The organism is Mycobacterium sp. IDUB_28 (assembly GCF_055419285.1).
In genome coordinates this window covers 41,894-60,437 of sequence record NZ_JBVAXK010000006.1, presented here as the reverse complement: position 1 = coordinate 60,437, position 18,544 = coordinate 41,894, and the positions used below count along the sequence as shown (strand labels likewise).

The window sequence follows — 18,544 nt, the reverse complement described above, 5'->3', positions numbered from 1 at the left end:
CCGTCGCAATACGGGCACGAATCATTTGGTGCACGCGTTCGACGCTGGTACAAAGCGTTGCTTGAACTTTGTGAGAGCTCCGAGGGGACAGGACGGGGAGAAGACCATGCCTACCGACTACGACGCTCCACGACGCACCGAGACCGACGACGTCTCTGAGGACTCGCTGGAGGAACTCAAAGCGCGACGGAACGAGGCCGCGTCGGCGGTGGTCGACGTCGACGAATCCGAGTCCGCCGAGTCCTTCGAACTGCCTGGCGCCGATTTGTCCGGCGAAGAGTTGTCGGTGCGCGTGGTACCCAAGCAGGCGGACGAGTTCACTTGCTCGAGTTGCTTTTTGGTGCAGCACCGCAGCCGTCTCGCCAGCGAGAAGAACGGTGTGATGATCTGTACCGACTGCGCGGCCTGACGGTTCAGCTCCGCAGGGCCGAGAGGACCCGCTCGGGGTGACGACAACTCACCAACCAATACGGCGTCGGGTCGTCGGGATCGTCGAGAACCAACAGGACCATGGGGCCGATCCAGGCCCGGTGCACCACGTAAGCCGCCGGATCGAGTTGGCGGCCCAATGCCGCTGACTTGGCGCTACGCGCAATCGCCGCGGATCGGCAGATCACGGTGACCGGCAGGTGGGCGTCGCCGGCCCACAGCTCGACCCCGTCGGCCCCGGCGACGATGCGCACCTCGACGCGGCCCAGCCACAGCAGCGTTCCGACGGCCACCGCGAACAGCGTGACGAAGGGCAGCCAGTCGGGCAGGGACCGCACACCGACGTTGACTTCGGCTGCGATGAGCGCCGCCAGCGCGAAACCCGGTGGCCACCACCACCACGGCACCCACAGCCGCTCGCGATACCGCACGCTCTGCGGCGCGACGTGGCGGGTATCGGACACGCGGTCAAGGGTAATCTGTGCCCCCGTGTCGAACACTCTGGCCATCGTCCGTCTCGACCGGGGGCTCCCGTTGCCCAGCCGTGCCCACGAGGGCGACGCCGGCGTGGATTTGTTCAGCGCCGAGGACGTCGAGCTGGCCCCCGGACACCGGGCGCTGGTACCGACGGGCGTGGCGGTCGCGATCCCGCTCGGCATGGTCGGGTTGGTGCACCCGCGGTCCGGGCTGGCCTCGCGGGTGGGACTTTCCATCGTGAACAGTCCCGGGACCATCGACGCGGGCTATCGTGGCGAAATCAAGGTCGCGCTGATCAACCTGGACCCCACCACGCCGATCGTGGTGCACCGAGGCGACCGCATCGCGCAGTTGTTGGTGCAGCGGGTCGAGCTGGTCGAGTTGGTCGAGGTGTCGTCGTTCGACGAGGCCGGGCTGGCCGCCACCTCACGTGGCGAAGGCGGCCACGGTTCGTCGGGCGGACATGCGAGTCTGTGACAACGGGGACGTGGCGATGAGGAGGGGCGGCGCAGATGGCTGCATTCGGTAGACGCAAGGGCGCCACGGCGGGCGGGCCGGCCGACGAGGACACCGTCGCGGTCGACGATCTCGTCGCCGACGACGAGTCCGGCGAGGAACTCGAGGGTCCGTTCGACATCGAGGACTTCGACGACCCGGCCGCGGCCGAGGTGGCCCGGTTGGACCTGGGCTCGGTGCTGATCCCGATGCCGGCGGCGGGCCAGGTGCAGGTCGAGCTCACCGAGACCGGGGTGCCCAGCGCCGTGTGGGTCGTCACGCCCAACGGGCGTTTCACCATCGCGGCCTACGCGGCGCCGAAAAGCCCCGGGCTGTGGCGTGAAGTGGCCGCCGAACTCGCCGAATCCCTCCGCAAAGACTCGGCGAAGGTCTCCATCAAGGACGGCCCGTGGGGCCGCGAGGTGGTCGGCACCGCCTCCGGGGTGGTCCGTTTCATCGGCGTGGACGGATACCGCTGGATGATCCGGTGCGTGGTCAACGGACCGCACGAAACCATCGATGCGCTGACCGACGAGGCACGTGCGGCGTTGACCGACACGGTGGTTCGCCGCGGGGACACGCCGCTGCCGGTGCGCACGCCGCTGCCGGTGCAACTACCCGAACCGATGGTGGAGCAGCTGCGGGAGGCCGCCGCCGCGGCCCAGCAGCCGGCGCCCGACCCGGCGCCGGATGACACGCCGTCCGACGAGCCGGTGGCGCGTCGTAGCGCTGAAGGGTCCGCGATGCAGCAGCTGCGCAGCACGATCACTGGCGGCTAGCGCCCCACCGCGACGAGCGCGGCCAGGCAGGCCGTACCCAGCGCGGCCGTGTCGGCCCCCATCTCCTGCAGGGTCACTGTGCGCAGCGCCGCGCGCGGGGCCGCGCTGACCCAGTCGGCGGCCACCTGCAGCGGGTGGATCGGGTCGTCGACTGCGGCCGCCACACCCAGCGGCGGGACCAGGCGGGTCAACTCCGCGGTGCTGGGCGCTGTGTAGCCGGCCGCCTCCTCCATCGCGTCGGGCAGCGCCGGCCACTGCGCCCGCCAGGACCGGGCCAGTTCATCGGCCAACCACGCCGGGCTGGACGCGCGCATCTGCGCCGTCGTCGCCGCCAGACCGTCGCGGCGCAACTGCGCGGCGGTGTAGCGCGCGGCGTGTGCGGCCGGTGCCGAGCTGGAGTCCCCGTTCCACGGCGGCAACGCGGCCAGCACCGCCACCGTGCGCTGCGGGTGGGCAAGCGCCCAGGCGGCCGCCACCGCAGCGCCGATGGACACGCCACCGACCCCTATCGCCCGGCCGCCGGCAGCCGCGGAGTCCAGGGCGGCCAGGTAGCCCTCGACCAGCCGGTGCGGCTGCGGCGCAGGTGTGACCAACACCGCACCGACGCGTCGCAGCGGACCGGAAAAGGCCCGGTCGACGTAGTTATCGTCGGACCCGGTGCCAGGCAGCAACACGGTGGTGACACCGCGCAGATCGACAGCCACCTTTTCATAGTGCCCGGTGCCGACTGGTGACCGGATATCGGTGGTTTCATCCATGTGGCGTGCGGGAACCAACAGGTCTACGGTGACCGTTGGCATAGTGGAATGTTGTCGGCAAGAGGCATCCCTAACGACGTCGAATTGTCAGGAGTGGCCATGGGGGCCCAAGGGTATCTACGCCGGCTCACCCGTCGGTTGACGGAGGACCCGGAGCAGCGCGACGTCGAAGAACTCTCCGACGAAGTCCTCAATACCGGCGCGCAGCGCGCCATCGACTGCCAGCGCGGCCAGGAGGTCACCATGGTGGGCACGCTGCGCAGCGTCGAGACCAACGGCAAGGGCTGCTCGGGCGGAGTCCGCGCGGAACTGTTCGACGGCAGCGACACGGTGACGCTGGTGTGGCTGGGTCAGCGACGCATCCCCGGCATCGACTCCGGACGCACCCTGCGGGTACGTGGTCGCCTGGGCAAGCTGGAGAACGGGACGAAAGCTATTTACAACCCGCACTACGAAATTCAGCGGTGACGCGGCCGCCCCACGCCGCGACGCCCCGATCTCCCGTGAGCGACAACAAGGCCGCGCGCCTGCTGGTACAGGCCGGTGGCATCAGCGGTCTGATCTACTCGTCCCTGCCGGTGCTGACGTTCGTGATCGTATCCAGCATCGCCGGGCTGCTGCCCGCGATCTGCGCCGCGCTGGGAGCTGCTGTTCTGATCCTGGGTTGGCGGCTGCTTCGCCGGGATTCGGTGCAACCGGCCCTGTCCGGCTTTTTCGGGGTCGCCATCTGCGCGCTGATCGCCTATCTGGTCGGCCAGTCCAAGGGCTATTTCCTGCTCGGCATCTGGATGTCGTTGGCGTGGGCGGTGGTGTTCGCGGTGTCGATCCTGATCCGGCGGCCCGTGGTGGGTTATCTGTGGAGCTGGGCCAGCGGTCGCGACAACAGCTGGCGTGCGGTGCCGCGAGCGGTTCACGCGTTCGACCTGGCCACCCTGTGCTGGACGGTGGTGTTCGTCGCGCGGTTCGGCGTGCAGGGGCATCTCTACGAACTGGGCAAGACCGGCTGGCTCGGGGCGACCCGCATCGCGATGGGCTGGCCGCTGACCGGGCTGGCGGCGCTGGTGACCTACGTGGCGATCAAGGCCGTGCTGCGGGCCACCGGGCAGGGCGGCAGCACGCAGGACGACGTGGACGCAGCCGCGATCGACGAAGCCGTCCTGGACTAATCGACGCGATCACTCGCCGGCAGCAACAGCGACCGCAGTTCCTCCTCGACCTCGGTGACCGCGACGAACAGCAGCTCGTCCCCGCCTTCCAGGGGTTCGTCGCCCTGCGGCACGATCACCCGCGGTCCGCGCAGGATGGTCACCAGCGCGGCGTCGCGGGGCAGTTGCAACTTACGCACCGCCTTGCCGCCCCAGGGGGTGTCGTCGGGCAGGGTGATCTCGACCAGGTTGGCCTGGCCTTTGCGGAACTCCATCAGCCGCACCAGATCGCCGACGGCGACGGCCTCCTCGATCAGCGAGGCCAGCATGCGCGGAGTGGACACCGCCACGTCCACACCCCAGGCGTCGGTGAACAGCCACTCGTTGCGCGGGTCGTTGACCCGCGCCACCACCCGGGGCACCGCGAACTCGGTCTTGGCCAGCAGGCTGAGCACCACGTTGACCTTGTCGTCACCGGTCGCGGCGACCACGACGTCGAAGTCTTCGAGGTGCATCTGCTCGAGCAGGCTCAGTTCGCAGGCGTCACCCAGCAGCCAGTGCGCGGCCGGGATGGCGTCGGTGTCCAGATGGTCCACGTTGCGTTCGATCAGGGTCACGTCGTGCGAGTTGGCGACGAGTTCGCGGGTGACCGAACGGCCGACGGCACCCGCTCCGGCGACGGCGACTTTCACTTGTCCAGATCCTCACTCGGTGGCAGCGCCGCAATGGCCACCGCTTCGGCGGCGCGACCGGAGATCGCGGCCACGTAGACCTGGTCGCCGGCCTGCAGCACCGTCTTGGGTTCGGGCAGCACGCCGGTGCCGAAGCGGATCAGGAACGCGACCCGCGCGCCGGTGGCCTGCTCCAGATCGGTGGCGCGATGGCCCACCCAGTCTTCGTGCAGGACCACCTGGGCGACGGCGACGGTGCCGGTGGGATCTCGCCACTTGGCGGTCTCGGTCTCCTGCGTCAAGGCGTTGAGCAGTCGATCGGTGGTCCACGGCACGGTGGCGATCGTCGGGATGCCGAGGCGCTCGTAGACCTCGGCGCGTTTGGCGTCGTAGATCCGGGCGACCACCCGTCGTACCCCGAAGGTCTCGCGGGCCAGCCGCGCCGAAATGATGTTCGAGTTGTCACCGGAGGACACCGCCGCGAACGCGTCGGCCCCCTCGATGCCCGCGCGCAGCAGCACATCCCGGTCGAAACCCTGGCCGAGCACCCGCTCGCCGGCGAATTCGGGACTGAGCCTGTTGAACGCGGCACTGTCGCGGTCGATGACCGCTACATCATGGCCGATGCGGGACAGGCCGTCTGCCACCGAAGAGCCCACCCGGCCGCACCCCATCACAACCACCCGCACTCCGAGGTCCTTTCGGTTGAGTACTGCGTGTCGCAACTGATCGGTGACCGACGTCGGCAACCGATTCGGGTCCTAGGGAACGCTACCGCCAAACCCGCGTGGGCTTACTCTTGGCTCTCGTGTCCAAACTTTCAACCGCTGCGCGCCGATTGCTGATCGGCCGGCCGTTTCGCAGCGACCGGCTGAGCCACACGCTGCTGCCGAAGCGGATCGCGCTGCCGGTGTTCGCCTCGGACGCGCTGTCGTCGGTGGCATACGCCCCCGAAGAGGTCTTTCTGATGCTTTCGGTGGGCGGCCTGGCGGCGTACTCGCTGTCGCCGTGGATCGGGCTCGCGGTGGCCGCGGTCATGCTGGTCGTGGTGGCCAGCTACCGGCAGAACGTGCACGCCTACCCCTCCGGCGGCGGCGACTACGAGGTGGTCACCACCAATCTGGGCCGCAACGCCGGCTTGACCGTGGCGAGTGCTCTGATGGTGGATTATGTTCTGACCGTTGCGGTTTCGACGGCATCGGCGATCTCGAACATCGGCTCGGCGGTGCCGATGGTGGCGCAGAACAAGGTGTGGTTCTGCGTCGCCGCGATCTTGTTCGTGACGGCGCTGAACCTGCGCGGGGTGCGGGAATCCGGACTCGCCTTCGCCATTCCGACCTACGCGTTCATCATCGGTATGACCGGCATGCTCGGGTACGGGCTGTTCCGGATCTTCGTGCTGGGTAACCCGTTGCGCGCCGAGTCCGCCGGGTTCCAGATGCATTCCGAGCACGGCAAAGTCGCCGGATTCGCGCTGGTATTCCTGATGGCGCGGGCATTCTCCTCCGGTTGTGCGGCGCTGACCGGGGTGGAGGCCATCAGCAACGGGGTGCCCGCATTCGAGAAACCGAAGTCGAAGAACGCGGCGACCACGCTGCTGATGCTGGGCGCCATCGCCGTCGCGCTGCTGATGGGCATCATCGTGCTGGCCAAGAAGATCGGCGTCCAGCTGGTCAGCGACCCCGCAGAACAGCTGTCCGGCGCGCCGGCCGGCTACTACCAGAAGACGCTGGTCACCCAACTCGCGGAAACGGTCTTCGGTAACTTCCACATCGGCTTCGTGGTGATCACCGCTGTCACCGCGCTCATCCTGGTGCTGGCGGCCAACACCGCGTTCAACGGGTTCCCGGTGCTCGGTTCGGTGCTGGCCCAGCACAGCTACCTGCCGCGCCAGTTCCACACCCGCGGGGACCGGCTCGCGTTCTCCAACGGGATCGGGTTTCTCACCATTTCAGCGCTGCTGGCGATCGTCGCGTTTCGTGCCGAGCTGAGTGCGCTGATCCAGCTCTACATCGTCGGGGTGTTCATTTCCTTCACGTTGAGTCAGATCGGCATGGTGCGGCACTGGACAAGGTTGCTGCGCACCGAGACCGACGCGGCGGCGCGCCGACGGATGATGCGCTCGCGGGTGGTCAACACCATCGGGTTCATCGCCACCGGCACGGTGCTGCTGGTGGTGATGGTCACCAAATTCCTGGCCGGGGCCTGGATCGCGCTGGTCACCATGGCGTTGCTGTTCATGCTGATGAAGCTGATCCGCCGCCACTACGACGGGGTCACCCGCGAACTCGCCGAAGAAGCCGCCGAGCACGGCGACGAGATCGTGTTGCCCAGCCGCAACCACGCCCTGGTGCTGGTGTCGAAGTTGCACCTGCCCACATTGCGCGCGGTGGCCTACGCGCGGGCGACCCGGCCCGACGTGCTTGAAGCCGTCACGGTCAGCGTCGACGACAACGAGACCCGCGAGCTCAAGCGCGAGTGGGAGGAGAGCGACATCAGCGTTCCGCTGAAGGTGATCGCCTCTCCTTATCGTGAAATCACCGGCCCGGTGTTGGAATACGTCAAACGGGTCAGCAAGGAGTCGCCGCGCACGGTGGTGACGGTGTTCATCCCGGAGTACGTGGTGGGGCGCTGGTGGGAACAGTTGCTGCACAACCAGAGTGCGCTACGACTCAAGGGCCGGTTGCTGTTCATGCCCGGTGTCATGGTGACGTCGGTGCCCTGGCAATTGACGTCGTCGGAGCGGATCAAAGCGTTGCAACCGCAGTCGGCACCCGGGGATGCGCGCCGGGGCATTTTCGATTGAGCACCGAATCGGCCTGCGGGGAGCTGGTTCTGGTCACCGGGGCACCCGCGAACGGCGGCAGCTGCATCGCGCATCATGAGGGCCGGGTGGTGTTCGTCCGCTACGCGTTGCCGGGGGAGCGGGTTCGGGTGCGGGTCACTGCGGATCGCGGAAGTTATTGTCACGCAGCGGTTGTCGAGGTGCTCGAGCCGTCGGCGGACCGCATCGGGTCGCTGTGCCCGATCGCCGGCGCCGACGGGGCGGGTTGTTGCGACCTGGCATTCGTGCAGCCGGCGGCGGCCCGATCGCTGAAGGCGGCCGTGGTGGCCAATCAGCTCGAACGCCTCGGCGGGCAGCACTGGTCGGGTGCGGCCGAACCGGTCTCCGATGCCGATGTCACCGGCTGGCGCACCAGGGTCCGGCTCGACGTCGGCGCGGACGGTCGACCCGGCTTCCACCGCTATCACAGCGACGAACTCATCACCGATCTGCGATGCGGGCAACTGAGCGAGGGGATGCTGGCCGGACTGGCCGAGTCGCACTGGCCGCCGGCCGCTCACCTGCACGTGGCCGTCGACGACGACGGACAGCGTCACCTGGTGCGCACCGCGCGGAAGGGCAAACACACCGTTTCGAAGGTGATCGAAGGCGACTATCACGCGGTGCAGCGCGTGGGCGGCCGGCACTGGCGGGTGCCGGTGACGGCGTTCTGGCAGTCCCACCGCGACGCCGCGCAGGTGTACAGCGACCTGGTCGCTGAGTGGGCGGTGGCCGCTGCAGGGATGACCGCCTGGGATCTGTACGGTGGCGCCGGGATCTTCGCGGCGGTGCTAGCCGAGGGAGTGGGGGAGTCGGGCCGGGTGCTGAGCGTCGACACGTCGCGGGGAGCCACGGGCGCGGCGCGGGCCGCGCTGGCCGACCTGCCGCAGGTCGAGGTCGTCACCGATTCGGTGCGACGGGCTCTTGCCGCGCAGCAGTTGCGCGCCGACGTTGCTGTGCTGGATCCGCCGCGCGCGGGTGCCGGGCGCGAGGTGATCGACCTGCTGGCCGCGGCCGCCGTGCCGCGCATCGTGCACATCGGTTGCGAGGCTGCGTCTTTCGCGCGTGACATCGGTCTGTACCGGGGGCACGGATATGCCGTCGAGAAGCTCAAGGTGTTCGACGCGTTTCCGCTGACCCATCATGTGGAGTGCATCGCCCTGGTGACCCGGCGAGCATCGTGACCTCGCTTTGGGAGCGGTACCGGCGCTCGGGCGCAGCGGGTCAGCGCCAGTTCTGCGTAGACTGGCCGGATGCTGGAAAAGATCCGCGGGCCCGCTGATCTGCAGCACCTCTCCCAACAGCAGCTGAGTGAGCTGGCGCAGGAAATCCGCGAGTTCCTGATCCACAAGGTCGCTGCCACCGGGGGACACCTTGGCCCGAACCTCGGCGTCGTCGAGTTGACCCTGGCGTTGCACCGGGTTTTCGACTCCCCGCACGATCCGATCATCTTCGACACCGGCCACCAGGCCTACGTGCACAAGATGCTGACCGGGCGGGCCCAGGATTTCGAGAGCCTGCGCAAAAAGGACGGGCTGTCGGGTTATCCCTGCCGTGCCGAGAGTGAACACGACTGGGTGGAGTCCAGCCACGCCAGCGCCGCGTTGTCCTATGCCGACGGCCTGGCCAAGGCTTTCGAGCTGACCGGACACCGTAACCGGCACGTGGTCGCGATCGTCGGCGACGGCGCGCTGACCGGCGGCATGTGCTGGGAGGCGCTGAACAACATCGCCGCCTCGAACCGGCCGGTGATCATCGTCGTCAACGACAATGGGCGCAGCTACGCACCGACCATCGGTGGCGTGGCCGATCATCTGGCCACCCTGCGGCTGCAACCGGCTTACGAACAGCTGCTCGAGCGCGGTCGCAACGCCATGCGGTCGGTGCCGCTGGTCGGCGAGGTCGCCTATCACTTCATGCACAGCGTCAAAGCCGGCATCAAGGACTCGCTGGCCCCGCAACTGTTGTTCACCGACCTCGGGTTGAAGTACGTCGGACCGGTCGACGGTCACGACGAGCGGGCGGTGGAGGTCGCGCTGCGCAGTGCCCGCGGTTTCGGCGGCCCGGTGATCGTGCACGTCGTCACCCGCAAAGGCATGGGCTACGGTCCGGCGGAGGCCGACGAAGCCGAGCAGATGCATTCCACGGTCCCGATCGACCCCATTACCGGGGTGGCCACCAAGATCGCCGGCCCCGGCTGGACCGCGACGTTCGCCGAGGCACTGATCGCGATCGGCCACCGGCGCCGCGACGTCGTCGCCATCACCGCGGCGATGCCCGGTCCCACCGGGCTGAGAGCTTTCGGGGAGGCTTTCCCGGACCGGTTGTTCGACGTCGGGATCGCCGAGCAGCACGCCATGACGTCGGCGGCCGGGTTGGCGATGGGCGGTATCCACCCCGTGGTGGCGATCTATTCGACGTTCCTCAACCGCGCGTTCGACCAGATCATGATGGACGTGGCGTTGCACAAGCTGCCCGTCACCATGGTGCTCGACCGCGCCGGTGTCACCGGCAACGATGGTGCGAGCCACAACGGCATGTGGGATCTGTCGATCCTGGGCATCGTGCCCGGCATGCGGGTGGCTGCCCCGCGCGATGCCACCCGGCTGCGCGAAGAACTCGCCGAGGCACTCGACATCGACGACGGTCCGACGGCCCTGAGGTTCCCCAAAGGTGATGTGGGCGAAGACATTCCGGCCCTCGAGCGACGGGGCGGGGTGGATGTGCTGGCCGTGCCGTCGGCAGGCTTGCACACCGATGTGCTGCTGGTTGCGGTGGGCGCGTTCGCGTCGATGGCACTGTCAGTGGCCAAGCGTCTGCACAAGCAGGGCATCGGCGTGACGGTGATCGATCCCCGCTGGGTGTTGCCGGTGCCCGAGGTGGTGCAAGAACTGGCGACCCAGCACAAGCTGCTGGTGACGTTGGAGGACAACGGAGTGGCCGGCGGAGTCGGTTCGGCGGTGTCGGCGGCGTTGCGCCGTGCCGATGTCGACGTGCCGTGCCGCGACGTCGGGCTGCCGCAGAACTTTTACGACCACGCCTCCCGCGGCGAGGTACTGGCCGAGCTGGGGCTCACCGACCAGGATGTGGCCCGGCGCATCACGGGTTGGGTTGCCGCGCTTGCGGTTTCGCCGGTGGAGCAGAGCGAGATCAGCGAGCGTCTGGACTAGCCGGGGTTTGCGCGGCTCGCAGTACGGCTGCGGCGAGCACCGGGACCACCAGTTCGCGTTGCCACGGGCGCGCCTGCCCGGTCCGTAGAAATTCTTCGGTGATCGCCACCGCGTCAGCGCTGGTCGGTCCCAGGGTGTCCCACTCCCAGCACAGGCGCCGCACCAGATCGGGCGCGACGAGATTCTCCGCCGGTATCGCCACCCGCTGCGACAACTCCGCCAACGCGGCGCGGGCTGCCTCCAGTCGGGCGGCGGCTTCCGGTTTGCGCCTGCTCCACCGCGCCGGCGGCGGCGGCCCGTACGGCGGTTCGCCCTGCTCCGGCAGATCCTGGTTGCGCCGTGCATTCTGCAGCGCCGACAACCACATCGGGGCGCTGCGACGCTGGTTGCGTCCGCCGAACACGGGTAGCGCGACGAGTTCGTCGACCGTCGTCGGATCGGCGATCGCGGCCTCGATGATCGCCGAATCCGGCAGGATTCGCCGTGGCGCGATGTCGCGGCGCTGGGCGATCCGGTCGCGTGTCGTCCACAGTTCGCGTACCGCCGCCAGCGCGCGACGGTCGTGCACCTTGTGGATGCCCGAGGTGCGCCGCCAGCGGTCGGTGCGCGCGGCCGGAGCGGCGCGCGTCTCGAAGGTGCGCAGGTACTCGAATTCCTGTGCGGCCCAATCGGTTTTGCCCTGCTGAGCCAGAATCTCGGAGATCGCGGCACGCAGCTCGATCAGCAGTTCGACGTCCAGGGCGGCGTAGTTGAGCCACGCCGACGGCAACGGCCGCTTCGACCAGTCCGCCGCGCCGTGGCCCTTGGCCAGCCCCTGGTGCAGCAGCCGTTCGACCATGGTCGCCAGGTTCACCCGTTCCAAGCCGGCCAGCCGTCCGGCCAGTTCGGTGTCGTACAACGCGGGCGGCCGCATGCCGACCTCGGCCAGGCACGGCAGGTCCTGGTCGGCGGAGTGCAGTATCCATTCGTCCTGGCCGAGCACCTCGGCAACGGGTTGCAGCACGGTCAGCGGGTCACCGCCGTGGCTGACCGGATCGATCAGCACGGTGCCGGCGCCGGACCGCCGGATCTGGATCAGGTAGGCCCGGTTGGAGTACCGGAAACCCGAGGCCCGCTCGGCGTCCACTGCGAACGGTCCGTGCCCGCGGTCGAGTTGCGCTGCGGCTGAGGCGATTTCGTCTGCATAGACGGAAAGGTTCGGCATGCCGTCGGCTGGGTGCAGCAGCATGGGGACTTCGGGTTCCGCGCTGCCCGGCGCAGCTGCCTCCGCAGGAGACGGGTCGGGGCACATGTCAGGCGCGGGACCGTGAGCTCAGGTCGGTGACTCCCGCCGGCGGCAGGCCGGCCGCGTGCTCGAGCACATCGCAGAACGCTTTGACGTGGCTGCCCACTTCGGGTGTGGTGGCCGTCCACGACGCCCGCAGTTCCAGCTGGTGCGCGCGCGGCGGACCGGAGATGTCGCCGTAGCGAACCGACGTGGTGGCGGTGACCGTCCCGCCGAGCGCCGTCATGTGCTGGGTGTGCGAATCCAGCGCCTCGGAGAGCCAGCTCCACGCCACTTCCGGCAGCAACGGGTCGATCGCCTCGTGCGAGTCCAGATCCGCCTGAATGTAGGCGACCAGGCGCAGGGTACCGTCCCAGGCGTCGGACCCTTCCGGGTCGTACAGCAGTATCAGCCGGCCGAAAGCGTCACCTTCGGAACGTTCGGGCACGATGTCGAGGTCGGGGTGTTTGACCTCGGCGCCCAGCGCATAGCTGTAGGGCGCCAGGCGCTGCGGCGGACGAATGGGACCGAGCTCGATCTCCGAGCGCACGGTGACGGTGTTCATCGCCGCGACCGCCTCGCGGAACGGTTCGGGTTCGGCGGCTGACGTCATGAGCGCCGCTCCTCCGCATCGCTGCGCTCTGCATCGTCGTCGTCGCGCGTCACAGCTTCCGACGGTAGACCTATCGTCCAACCGGCGAAATCAGGCGCGCCGACGCGCGGTCAGTCGATGAAACGGGCGGGTCGCTTTTCGCGGTGTGCCGCCAGGCCTTCGCGCACGTCGGGGCCGGCGAAGCCGATGAATTCCAGGCCGAGCGACGTTTCGAAGGCGGGGGCGAACATCCGGTACCAGTGATTCAGGCTGTGCTTCGTCCAGCGGATCGCATTCTGGGCGCCGGCGGCCAGATTCTCCGCCAGACGCGTCGCGGTGGACAGCACATCATCGTCGTCGACGCAGGTGGAGACCAGGCCGATGCGCTCGGCCTCTTCGCCGGACAGCGTCTCGCAGGTGAGCAGGTAGTACTTGGCCTTGGCCATGCCGGCCAGCAACGGCCAGCAGATCGCCGCGTGGTCACCGGCGGCCACGCCCAGTTTGGTGTGCCCGTCGATGATCTTCGCCGAGCGGCCCGCCACCGAGATGTCGGCGAGCAGGGCCACCACCAGGCCGGCACCGACGGCGGGGCCGGTGATCGCCGAGACCACCGGCTTGCTGAAGTTGACCAGGTGCAGCACCAGGTCGCGGGCCTCACGCATGATGCGCAACCGGCCTTCGTAGTCGTTGATGGTCTCGTCGATCAGGTCGAAGCTGCCGCCGGAGGAGAACGCCTTGCCTTCGCCGCGGACCAGGACCGCCCGCACCGCGGGGTCGCGGTCGATCACCGGCCAGATGTCGGCGAGGTCGCGGTGCATCTGCGGGCCGACCGAATTCAGGCCCGGTGCGTCGAGGACCAGATTCAGCACGCCGTCACGCTCGGATTCGCAGCGAAGGCTGGGGAAGTCGTCGTAGGTGAGGGGCATTGGCGTGATGGTACGCGGGTGGTCCGTCGCAACCCCGTGGCAGCATGGGAGCCGATGAGTACCCGTCGTGACCTCCCGCAGTCGCCCTATCTGGCCACGGTCGCCGGGCGCAAACCCAGCCGCATCCCGGTCTGGTTCATGCGCCAGGCCGGCCGATCCCTGCCCGAATACCGCGCGCTGCGCGAACGGCACAGCATGCTGGCGGCCTGCTTCGAGCCGGAAGTGGCCTGCGAGATCACCCTGCAGCCGATTCGTCGCTACAACACCGACGCGGCGATCCTGTTCTCCGACATCGTGGTGCCGCTGCGAGCGGCGGGCATCGATCTGGACATCGTCCCCGACGTCGGACCGGTTATCGCCCAGCCGATCCGCACCGCTGCAGACGTCGCAGCCATGAAACCGCTTGACCCGCAATCTATTCAGCCCATCCTGGGTGCTATCGGCCTGCTGGTGGCCGCGTTGGGTGAGGTGCCGCTGATCGGATTCGCCGGGGCGCCGTTCACGCTGGCCTCCTACCTGGTGGAGGGCGGCCCGAGTCGCAACCACGCGCGCACCAAGGCGATGATGCTCGCCGAACCGGCGAGCTGGCATGCGCTGATGACCAAGCTGACCGACCTCACCATCGAGTTCCTGCGCGGTCAGATCGGCGCCGGGGCGGATGCGATCCAGTTGTTCGACTCCTGGGCCGGGACGCTGTCATTGGCCGACTACCGCCAGTACGTGCTGCCGCACAGCGCGCGGGTGTTCGCCACGCTCGCCGAGCACGACGTGCCGATGACGCATTTCGGTGTCGGCACCGCCGAATTGCTCGGCGCCATGTCGGAGGCCCTGCAGCCGGCGCGCGCCCGCATGGTCGGGGTGGACTGGCGGACCTCGCTGACCGATGCCGCCACCCGGGTGGCGCCGGGTACGGCACTGCAAGGGAATCTGGACCCGGTGGTGGTGCTCGCGGGCTGGCCGGTGACGGAGAAAGTAGCTCGCGCCGTCGTCGACGACGGGCGCCGTGCCGTCGACGCCGGAGCCGCCGGACACGTCTTCAACCTGGGTCACGGTGTGCTGCCGGAGACCGATCCCGGTGTGCTGACCGAGCTGGTGTCGCTGGTCCACTCGCTATGAATGCCCGCTCGTATTGCGTTGTGGGCGGCGGTATTTCGGGCCTGACCGCGGCGTACCGGTTGCGGCAGGCCGCGCCGGAAGCGGCCATCACGCTGTTCGACCCGGCCGATCGGCTCGGCGGCGTGCTGCGCACCGAGTCGCTGGGCGGGCAGCCGATGGACCTCGGCGCTGAGGCGTTCGTGCTGCGCCGTCCTGAGATGCCGGCGCTGCTGGCCGAATTGGGCCTGGCTCACCACCAACGGGCCACCACCGGCGTGCGTCCGCTGATCTACAGCGGCCAACGGCTGCACGCGATGCCGTCGGACACCGTGGCGGGCATTCCGTCGTCGGCGGCATCGATGGCCGGTCTGGTCGACGAGGCCACGATCGTGCGGATCGAATCCGAGCCGGGGCGGGCACTGGACTGGACCCCCGGCAGCGACCCCACGGTGGCCGATTTGGTGGCCGAGCGGTTCGGCGCACAAGTGGTGGCCCGGTCGGTGGATCCGCTGCTGGGTGGGGTGTACGCGGGATCGGCGGCCACCATCGGATTGCGTGCGGCCGTGCCCACGGTGGCGGCGGCCCTGGACCGCGGCGCGGCCAGCCTGACCGAGGCGATCCTGAGCGTGTTGCCGCCGACCGGGGGCGGGCCGGTGTTCGGCTCGCTGCAGGGCGGCTACCAGGTGCTGCTCGACGAACTCGTCGCGCGCAGCCGGATCCGGTGGGTCCGGGCCAGGATCGACGCGCTCGAACCTGGTTGGACACTGCGTGACGAGACCGGCGTGCAGTGGCAGGCCGACGGCGTGGTGCTGGCGGTCCCGGCGGTGCAGGTCGCCCAGCTGGTGCAGACACTGGCGCCGGCGACGGCGGCGGCCGCCGGTCGGATCGTGACGGCCTCTTCGGTGGTGGTGGCGCTTGCGGTGCCGGCCGACACGCCGTTTCCGCAGTCGTCGGGCGTACTGGTGGCCAGCGGGGAACCGTTGCACGCCAAAGCGATTACGTTGTCGTCGCGCAAATGGGGGCTCGATGGCGAGGTTCAGCAGGTGCGGCTGTCCATCGGGCGGTTCGGTGACGACGTCGCGAAGGGGACGTCGGAGGGCGACCTGCTTGGCTGGGCGCTGGAGGACCTGGCCGACGTGTTCGGGGTAGACCTCGAGCCGGTGGATGTGCGGGTGCAGCGCTGGATCGACGCCATGCCGCAGTACGGTCCGCAGCACGCGAACCTGGTGGCCACCTTGCGGGCCGGCCTGCCGCCCACGCTGGCCGTCGCGGGCAGCTACCTCGACGGCATCGGGGTACCGGCCTGTATCGGCGCGGCCGGAAAGGCCGCGGCCAGTGTGGTCTCGGCCGTGTCGGGGCGAGTGGCACGATAGGTGCCATGGCACGCCTGGACTTCGACGCCCTCAACTCCACCATCCGCTACCTGATGTTTTCGGTGTTCTCCGTGCGGGCCGGTGAGCTCGGGGAGGAACGCGGTGCCGTCGTCGACGAGACCGCGACCTTCCTCAAGCAGCAGGAGGAACGCGGGGTGGTGGTGCGCGGCCTCTACGACGTCGCCGGCCTGCGCGCGGATGCCGACTTCATGATCTGGACGCACGCCGAGCGGGTCGAGGCCCTGCAGGCGACCTACGCCGACTTCCGGCGCGCCACCGCGCTGGGCCGCGCGTGCACGCCGGTGTGGAGCAGCGTGGCGTTGCACCGGCCGGCCGAGTTCAACAAGAGCCATGTCCCGGCTTTCATCGCCGGGGAAGACCCCGGCAACTACGTCTGCGTGTATCCCTTCGTGCGGTCCTACGAGTGGTACCTGCTGCCCGACGAGGAGCGTCGCCGCATGCTCGCCGAGCACGGCATGGCGGCGCGGGAGTACAAAGACGTGCGCGCCAACACGGTGCCGGCCTTCGCGCTGGGCGACTACGAGTGGATCCTGGCCTTCGAGGCGCCCGAACTGGACCGCATCGTGGACCTGATGCGCGAACTGCGCGCCACCGACGCCCGCCGGCACACCCGGGAGGAGACGCCGTTCTTCACCGGCCCGCGGGTGGGGGTCGAGCAGCTGGTGAGCGCGCTGCCCTGAGCGCGGGTTGGCTCTGCGCTGAGGGCGGGGTTAGTCGCACTTTGCCGCCGTGGACGCAGGGTCAACGCCCAGCGGGTCAGCCCTCGTCGGGGACCAGGCGCAGCGAGATCGAGTTGATGCAGTAGCGCTGGTCGGTGGGCGTGGGATATCCCTCACCGGAGAACACATGCCCCAGGTGGCTGTGGCAGTTCGCGCATAACACCTCGGTGCGAATCGCACCCATCGAGTGGTCGGGCCGCAGGATGACCGCATCCGAACTCGACGGGTCGAAGAAGGACGGCCAGCCGCAGTGCGACTCGAATTTCTCTGTGCTGCGGAACAATTCGGCACCGCAGGCCCGGCACTGGTAGCTGCCCTGGGTCTTGGTGTCGGTGTACTCGCCGGTGAACGGTCGTTCGGTGCCGGCCTGGCGCAGCACAGCGAACTCCTGCGGGTTGAGCTTCTTGCGCCACTCGTCGTCGGTGAGTTGCAGTTTCGGACGGGCGATGTCAGTCACGTTGCCCCACTCCTTCCCAAGTCTGGTGTGGGTGAACTTCCCACGCTAGCGCGGTCCGGTTCGGGCGTCAGCCACGCCGGGTCGATGCCGTCGTCCAGGCGGTTCTCCGCCTTGGCATCCAGATAGCGGAAGTACAGCACCGTGAACGTCACGATCAGCAGCAGGGACCAACCGTAGGTGATCTTCAGGTATTCCATCGCCCGCCCCCACCGCATCCAGTTGAACAACAGCCAGCGGTCCAGGGTCATGAAACCGTAGATCCCCAGCCACGCCGGCCAGTTGCGGATCACCGAGTTGGGCAGCACCACCGTCATCAGGAACGGGAACAGCATCATCGAGTAGTAGCCCTGGGCCAGCGACAACGCCAGCCACGACCACAGCAGCAGCACGCCCGATGAGGTGGTGAACCAGAACAGTGGATCCCGGGTGCGGTAGTAGCGGTAGAGCAGCCATATCGCGCCAATGGCGATGGCGGTGAACAGCAGCCGCAGCCCGATGATCAACCAGGTGGGCAGCCCGAAGTACACGCCGTTGCCCTCGATGGAACTGTTGAAGTAGTCGCGGGTGCCCAGGATGTAGGGCAGGGTGCGGGTGAAGAAGTCCATCGCGCGGGGCACCACCGGCAGCGCGGCCAGGTTGACCACCAGCGGCACCAGCAATGCGGTCGCCAGGGCCCGCCACTGCCGGTTGAGCAGCGGCAGCAGTAGCAGCGGGCCGAGCAGCGGTTTGAGGACCAGCGTCAGCCCGATCGCCAGCCCGGCCCACCACTGCCGACTCGCGCGGCCGTCCAGCAGCCACTTCAGGAACAGCACCTCCAGCAGCAGGATGCAGCCGTTGATGTTGGTGAAGACCAGGGTGTTGGTCACCGTCTCGGTGCAGAACATGGCCAGGATCAGCGCCGGCGCGGCCACCGAGGACAACGTGAAGTGGAACATCCGCAGCAACAGATAGGCGGCGACGAGGATGGCCACGGTGTTGATCGAGATGAACAGGTAGCGCGACGGCGCGAAGGGCAGGTACCCGAACGGCGCCATCAGCAACGTGCCACCCGGCGGGTACAGGTAGTGCGGGTCGACGTAGTCGAAATGCTCGTTGTAGAGCTCCAGGCCGTGCCGGAAGTTCAGCGCCGCCCGATACACCGGTTTGAAGTCGTCGGTGATGTTGCCGTTGGTGGTCAGCACGATGCTGCGATGCAGCACCGACAGGATGGCGATCGGCCACAACACCGTCCGAACGATGGCTGCGGTGCTGCGGGGGCCGGGACGGAATGCGCCCTGCACGTATTCGCGGAGGCCGGTTCTGGTCGAGTCAGCTGCCGTCACCAGCGCACCGTACACCGGCGTTGGGGG

19 protein-coding genes and 1 pseudogene are annotated in these 18,544 nt (G+C 68.5%); 11 read left to right on the top strand and 9 right to left on the bottom strand.

Features of this window, described 5'->3' with window-relative positions; translation table 11 throughout:
- The first annotated feature begins 106 nt into the window (after positions 1–106).
- Positions 107–409 carry a DUF4193 domain-containing protein gene (locus tag ACZYZ9_RS14150; RefSeq protein WP_003899437.1) on the top strand — a complete coding sequence of 101 codons (303 nt, stop codon included), beginning with the start codon at positions 107–109 and terminating at the stop codon, positions 407–409.
- A gap of 4 nt (positions 410–413) precedes the next feature.
- On the opposite strand, the gene ACZYZ9_RS14145 is transcribed toward ACZYZ9_RS14150, so the two are convergent.
- On the bottom strand, positions 414–893 hold the full coding sequence (locus ACZYZ9_RS14145; RefSeq protein ID WP_463826889.1) for a DUF3093 domain-containing protein: 480 nt from the start codon (positions 891–893) through the stop codon (positions 414–416).
- A gap of 25 nt (positions 894–918) precedes the next feature.
- Between ACZYZ9_RS14145 and dut the strand changes: the two genes are divergently transcribed.
- Positions 919–1,383 carry a dUTP diphosphatase gene (dut, locus tag ACZYZ9_RS14140; protein WP_463826888.1) on the top strand — a complete coding sequence of 155 codons (465 nt, stop codon included), beginning with the start codon at positions 919–921 and terminating at the stop codon, positions 1,381–1,383.
- A gap of 35 nt (positions 1,384–1,418) precedes the next feature.
- Positions 1,419–2,180 carry a DUF3710 domain-containing protein gene (locus ACZYZ9_RS14135; RefSeq protein ID WP_463826887.1) on the top strand — a complete coding sequence of 254 codons (762 nt, stop codon included), beginning with the start codon at positions 1,419–1,421 and terminating at the stop codon, positions 2,178–2,180.
- On the opposite strand, the gene ACZYZ9_RS14130 is transcribed toward ACZYZ9_RS14135, so the two are convergent.
- Positions 2,177–2,884, bottom strand: a complete 708-nt coding sequence (locus tag ACZYZ9_RS14130) for an alpha/beta hydrolase (protein ID WP_463827165.1) — start codon at positions 2,882–2,884, stop codon at positions 2,177–2,179. The genes ACZYZ9_RS14135 and ACZYZ9_RS14130 overlap by 4 nt on opposite strands.
- 153 nt (positions 2,885–3,037) lie before the next feature.
- Here ACZYZ9_RS14130 and ACZYZ9_RS14125 point away from each other — a divergent pair, with 153 nt between their 5' ends.
- Together ACZYZ9_RS14125 and ACZYZ9_RS14120 are read left to right on the top strand one after the other, a co-directional pair.
- Entirely contained in the window at positions 3,038–3,406 is a 369-nt protein-coding gene (locus ACZYZ9_RS14125) for an OB-fold nucleic acid binding domain-containing protein (protein ID WP_180918088.1), read from the top strand.
- Between the two features lie 35 nt (positions 3,407–3,441).
- On the top strand, positions 3,442–4,104 hold the full coding sequence (locus ACZYZ9_RS14120) for a DUF3159 domain-containing protein (RefSeq protein WP_463826886.1): 663 nt from the start codon (positions 3,442–3,444) through the stop codon (positions 4,102–4,104).
- On the opposite strand, the gene ACZYZ9_RS14115 is transcribed toward ACZYZ9_RS14120, so the two are convergent.
- Positions 4,101–4,775, bottom strand: coding sequence for a potassium channel family protein (locus tag ACZYZ9_RS14115; RefSeq protein ID WP_463826885.1), 675 nt, complete (start codon positions 4,773–4,775; stop codon positions 4,101–4,103). The two genes, ACZYZ9_RS14120 and ACZYZ9_RS14115, sit on opposite strands and share 4 nt — an antisense overlap.
- Positions 4,772–5,443 carry a potassium channel family protein gene (locus ACZYZ9_RS14110; RefSeq protein WP_463826884.1) on the bottom strand — a complete coding sequence of 224 codons (672 nt, stop codon included), beginning with the start codon at positions 5,441–5,443 and terminating at the stop codon, positions 4,772–4,774. The genes ACZYZ9_RS14115 and ACZYZ9_RS14110 overlap by 4 nt, the downstream gene beginning before the upstream one ends.
- Positions 5,444–5,562: 119 nt before the next feature.
- Between ACZYZ9_RS14110 and ACZYZ9_RS14105 the strand changes: the two genes are divergently transcribed.
- From ACZYZ9_RS14105 to dxs, 3 genes are all read left to right on the top strand, one after another.
- Entirely contained in the window at positions 5,563–7,560 is a 1,998-nt protein-coding gene (locus ACZYZ9_RS14105; RefSeq protein WP_463826883.1) for an APC family permease, read from the top strand.
- The gene (locus ACZYZ9_RS14100; protein ID WP_463826882.1) at positions 7,557–8,762 is read left to right on the top strand and encodes a class I SAM-dependent RNA methyltransferase; all 1,206 of its coding nucleotides are present in this window, start codon (positions 7,557–7,559) and stop codon (positions 8,760–8,762) included. The genes ACZYZ9_RS14105 and ACZYZ9_RS14100 overlap by 4 nt, the downstream gene beginning before the upstream one ends.
- A gap of 69 nt (positions 8,763–8,831) precedes the next feature.
- Positions 8,832–10,748, top strand: coding sequence for a 1-deoxy-D-xylulose-5-phosphate synthase (gene dxs / locus ACZYZ9_RS14095; RefSeq protein ID WP_463826881.1), 1,917 nt, complete (start codon positions 8,832–8,834; stop codon positions 10,746–10,748).
- Here dxs and ACZYZ9_RS14090 read toward each other — a convergent pair.
- The 3 genes and pseudogenes from ACZYZ9_RS14090 to ACZYZ9_RS14080 all read right to left on the bottom strand — a co-directional run bounded on the left by ACZYZ9_RS14090 (position 10,729) and on the right by ACZYZ9_RS14080 (position 13,530).
- Positions 10,729–12,039, bottom strand: a complete 1,311-nt coding sequence (locus ACZYZ9_RS14090; RefSeq protein WP_463826880.1) for an HRDC domain-containing protein — start codon at positions 12,037–12,039, stop codon at positions 10,729–10,731. The two genes, dxs and ACZYZ9_RS14090, sit on opposite strands and share 20 nt — an antisense overlap.
- 1 nt (position 12,040) lies before the next feature.
- Positions 12,041–12,678, bottom strand: a pseudogene (locus ACZYZ9_RS14085) (DUF3000 domain-containing protein).
- 57 nt (positions 12,679–12,735) lie between these two features.
- Entirely contained in the window at positions 12,736–13,530 is a 795-nt protein-coding gene (locus ACZYZ9_RS14080) for an enoyl-CoA hydratase/isomerase family protein (RefSeq protein WP_463826879.1), read from the bottom strand.
- Positions 13,531–13,584: 54 nt separating this feature from the next.
- Here ACZYZ9_RS14080 and hemE point away from each other — a divergent pair, with 54 nt between their 5' ends.
- The 3 genes from hemE to hemQ are packed head-to-tail and all read left to right on the top strand — an operon-like array spanning position 13,585 to position 16,699.
- Positions 13,585–14,646 (top strand): uroporphyrinogen decarboxylase, encoded by a 1,062-nt coding sequence (gene hemE, locus ACZYZ9_RS14075; protein ID WP_463826878.1) that lies wholly within the window; start codon positions 13,585–13,587, stop codon positions 14,644–14,646.
- Complete coding sequence (locus ACZYZ9_RS14070; protein WP_463826877.1) at positions 14,643–15,998, top strand: protoporphyrinogen oxidase; 1,356 nt, start codon at positions 14,643–14,645, stop codon at positions 15,996–15,998. Before hemE ends, ACZYZ9_RS14070 begins: the two co-directional genes overlap by 4 nt.
- Before the next feature lie 5 nt (positions 15,999–16,003).
- A complete protein-coding gene (hemQ, locus tag ACZYZ9_RS14065; RefSeq protein ID WP_463826876.1) occupies positions 16,004–16,699 on the top strand; it encodes a hydrogen peroxide-dependent heme synthase in 696 nt (231 codons plus the stop codon).
- Between the two features lie 76 nt (positions 16,700–16,775).
- Here the strand turns inward: hemQ and msrB are convergent, their stop codons facing one another.
- Together msrB and aftC are read right to left on the bottom strand one after the other, a co-directional pair.
- Positions 16,776–17,186 carry a peptide-methionine (R)-S-oxide reductase MsrB gene (gene msrB / locus ACZYZ9_RS14060; RefSeq protein ID WP_463827164.1) on the bottom strand — a complete coding sequence of 137 codons (411 nt, stop codon included), beginning with the start codon at positions 17,184–17,186 and terminating at the stop codon, positions 16,776–16,778.
- Positions 17,187–17,191: 5 nt separating this feature from the next.
- Positions 17,192–18,532 (bottom strand): arabinofuranan 3-O-arabinosyltransferase, encoded by a 1,341-nt coding sequence (gene aftC / locus ACZYZ9_RS14055; protein ID WP_463826875.1) that lies wholly within the window; start codon positions 18,530–18,532, stop codon positions 17,192–17,194.
- Positions 18,533–18,544 lie beyond the last annotated feature (12 nt).

Coding starts and splice junctions, on each gene's coding strand:
- ACZYZ9_RS14150 (WP_003899437.1), top strand. CDS start 107: ATGCCTACCGACTACGACGCTCCACGACGCACCGAGACCGACGACGTC.
- ACZYZ9_RS14135 (WP_463826887.1), top strand. CDS start 1,419: ATGGCTGCATTCGGTAGACGCAAGGGCGCCACGGCGGGCGGGCCGGCC.
- ACZYZ9_RS14125 (WP_180918088.1), top strand. CDS start 3,038: ATGGGGGCCCAAGGGTATCTACGCCGGCTCACCCGTCGGTTGACGGAG.
- dxs (WP_463826881.1), top strand. CDS start 8,832: ATGCTGGAAAAGATCCGCGGGCCCGCTGATCTGCAGCACCTCTCCCAA.
- ACZYZ9_RS14090 (WP_463826880.1), bottom strand. CDS start 12,039: ATGTGCCCCGACCCGTCTCCTGCGGAGGCAGCTGCGCCGGGCAGCGCG.
- ACZYZ9_RS14080 (WP_463826879.1), bottom strand. CDS start 13,530: ATGCCCCTCACCTACGACGACTTCCCCAGCCTTCGCTGCGAATCCGAG.
- hemE (WP_463826878.1), top strand. CDS start 13,585: ATGAGTACCCGTCGTGACCTCCCGCAGTCGCCCTATCTGGCCACGGTC.
- ACZYZ9_RS14070 (WP_463826877.1), top strand. CDS start 14,643: ATGAATGCCCGCTCGTATTGCGTTGTGGGCGGCGGTATTTCGGGCCTG.
- hemQ (WP_463826876.1), top strand. CDS start 16,004: ATGGCACGCCTGGACTTCGACGCCCTCAACTCCACCATCCGCTACCTG.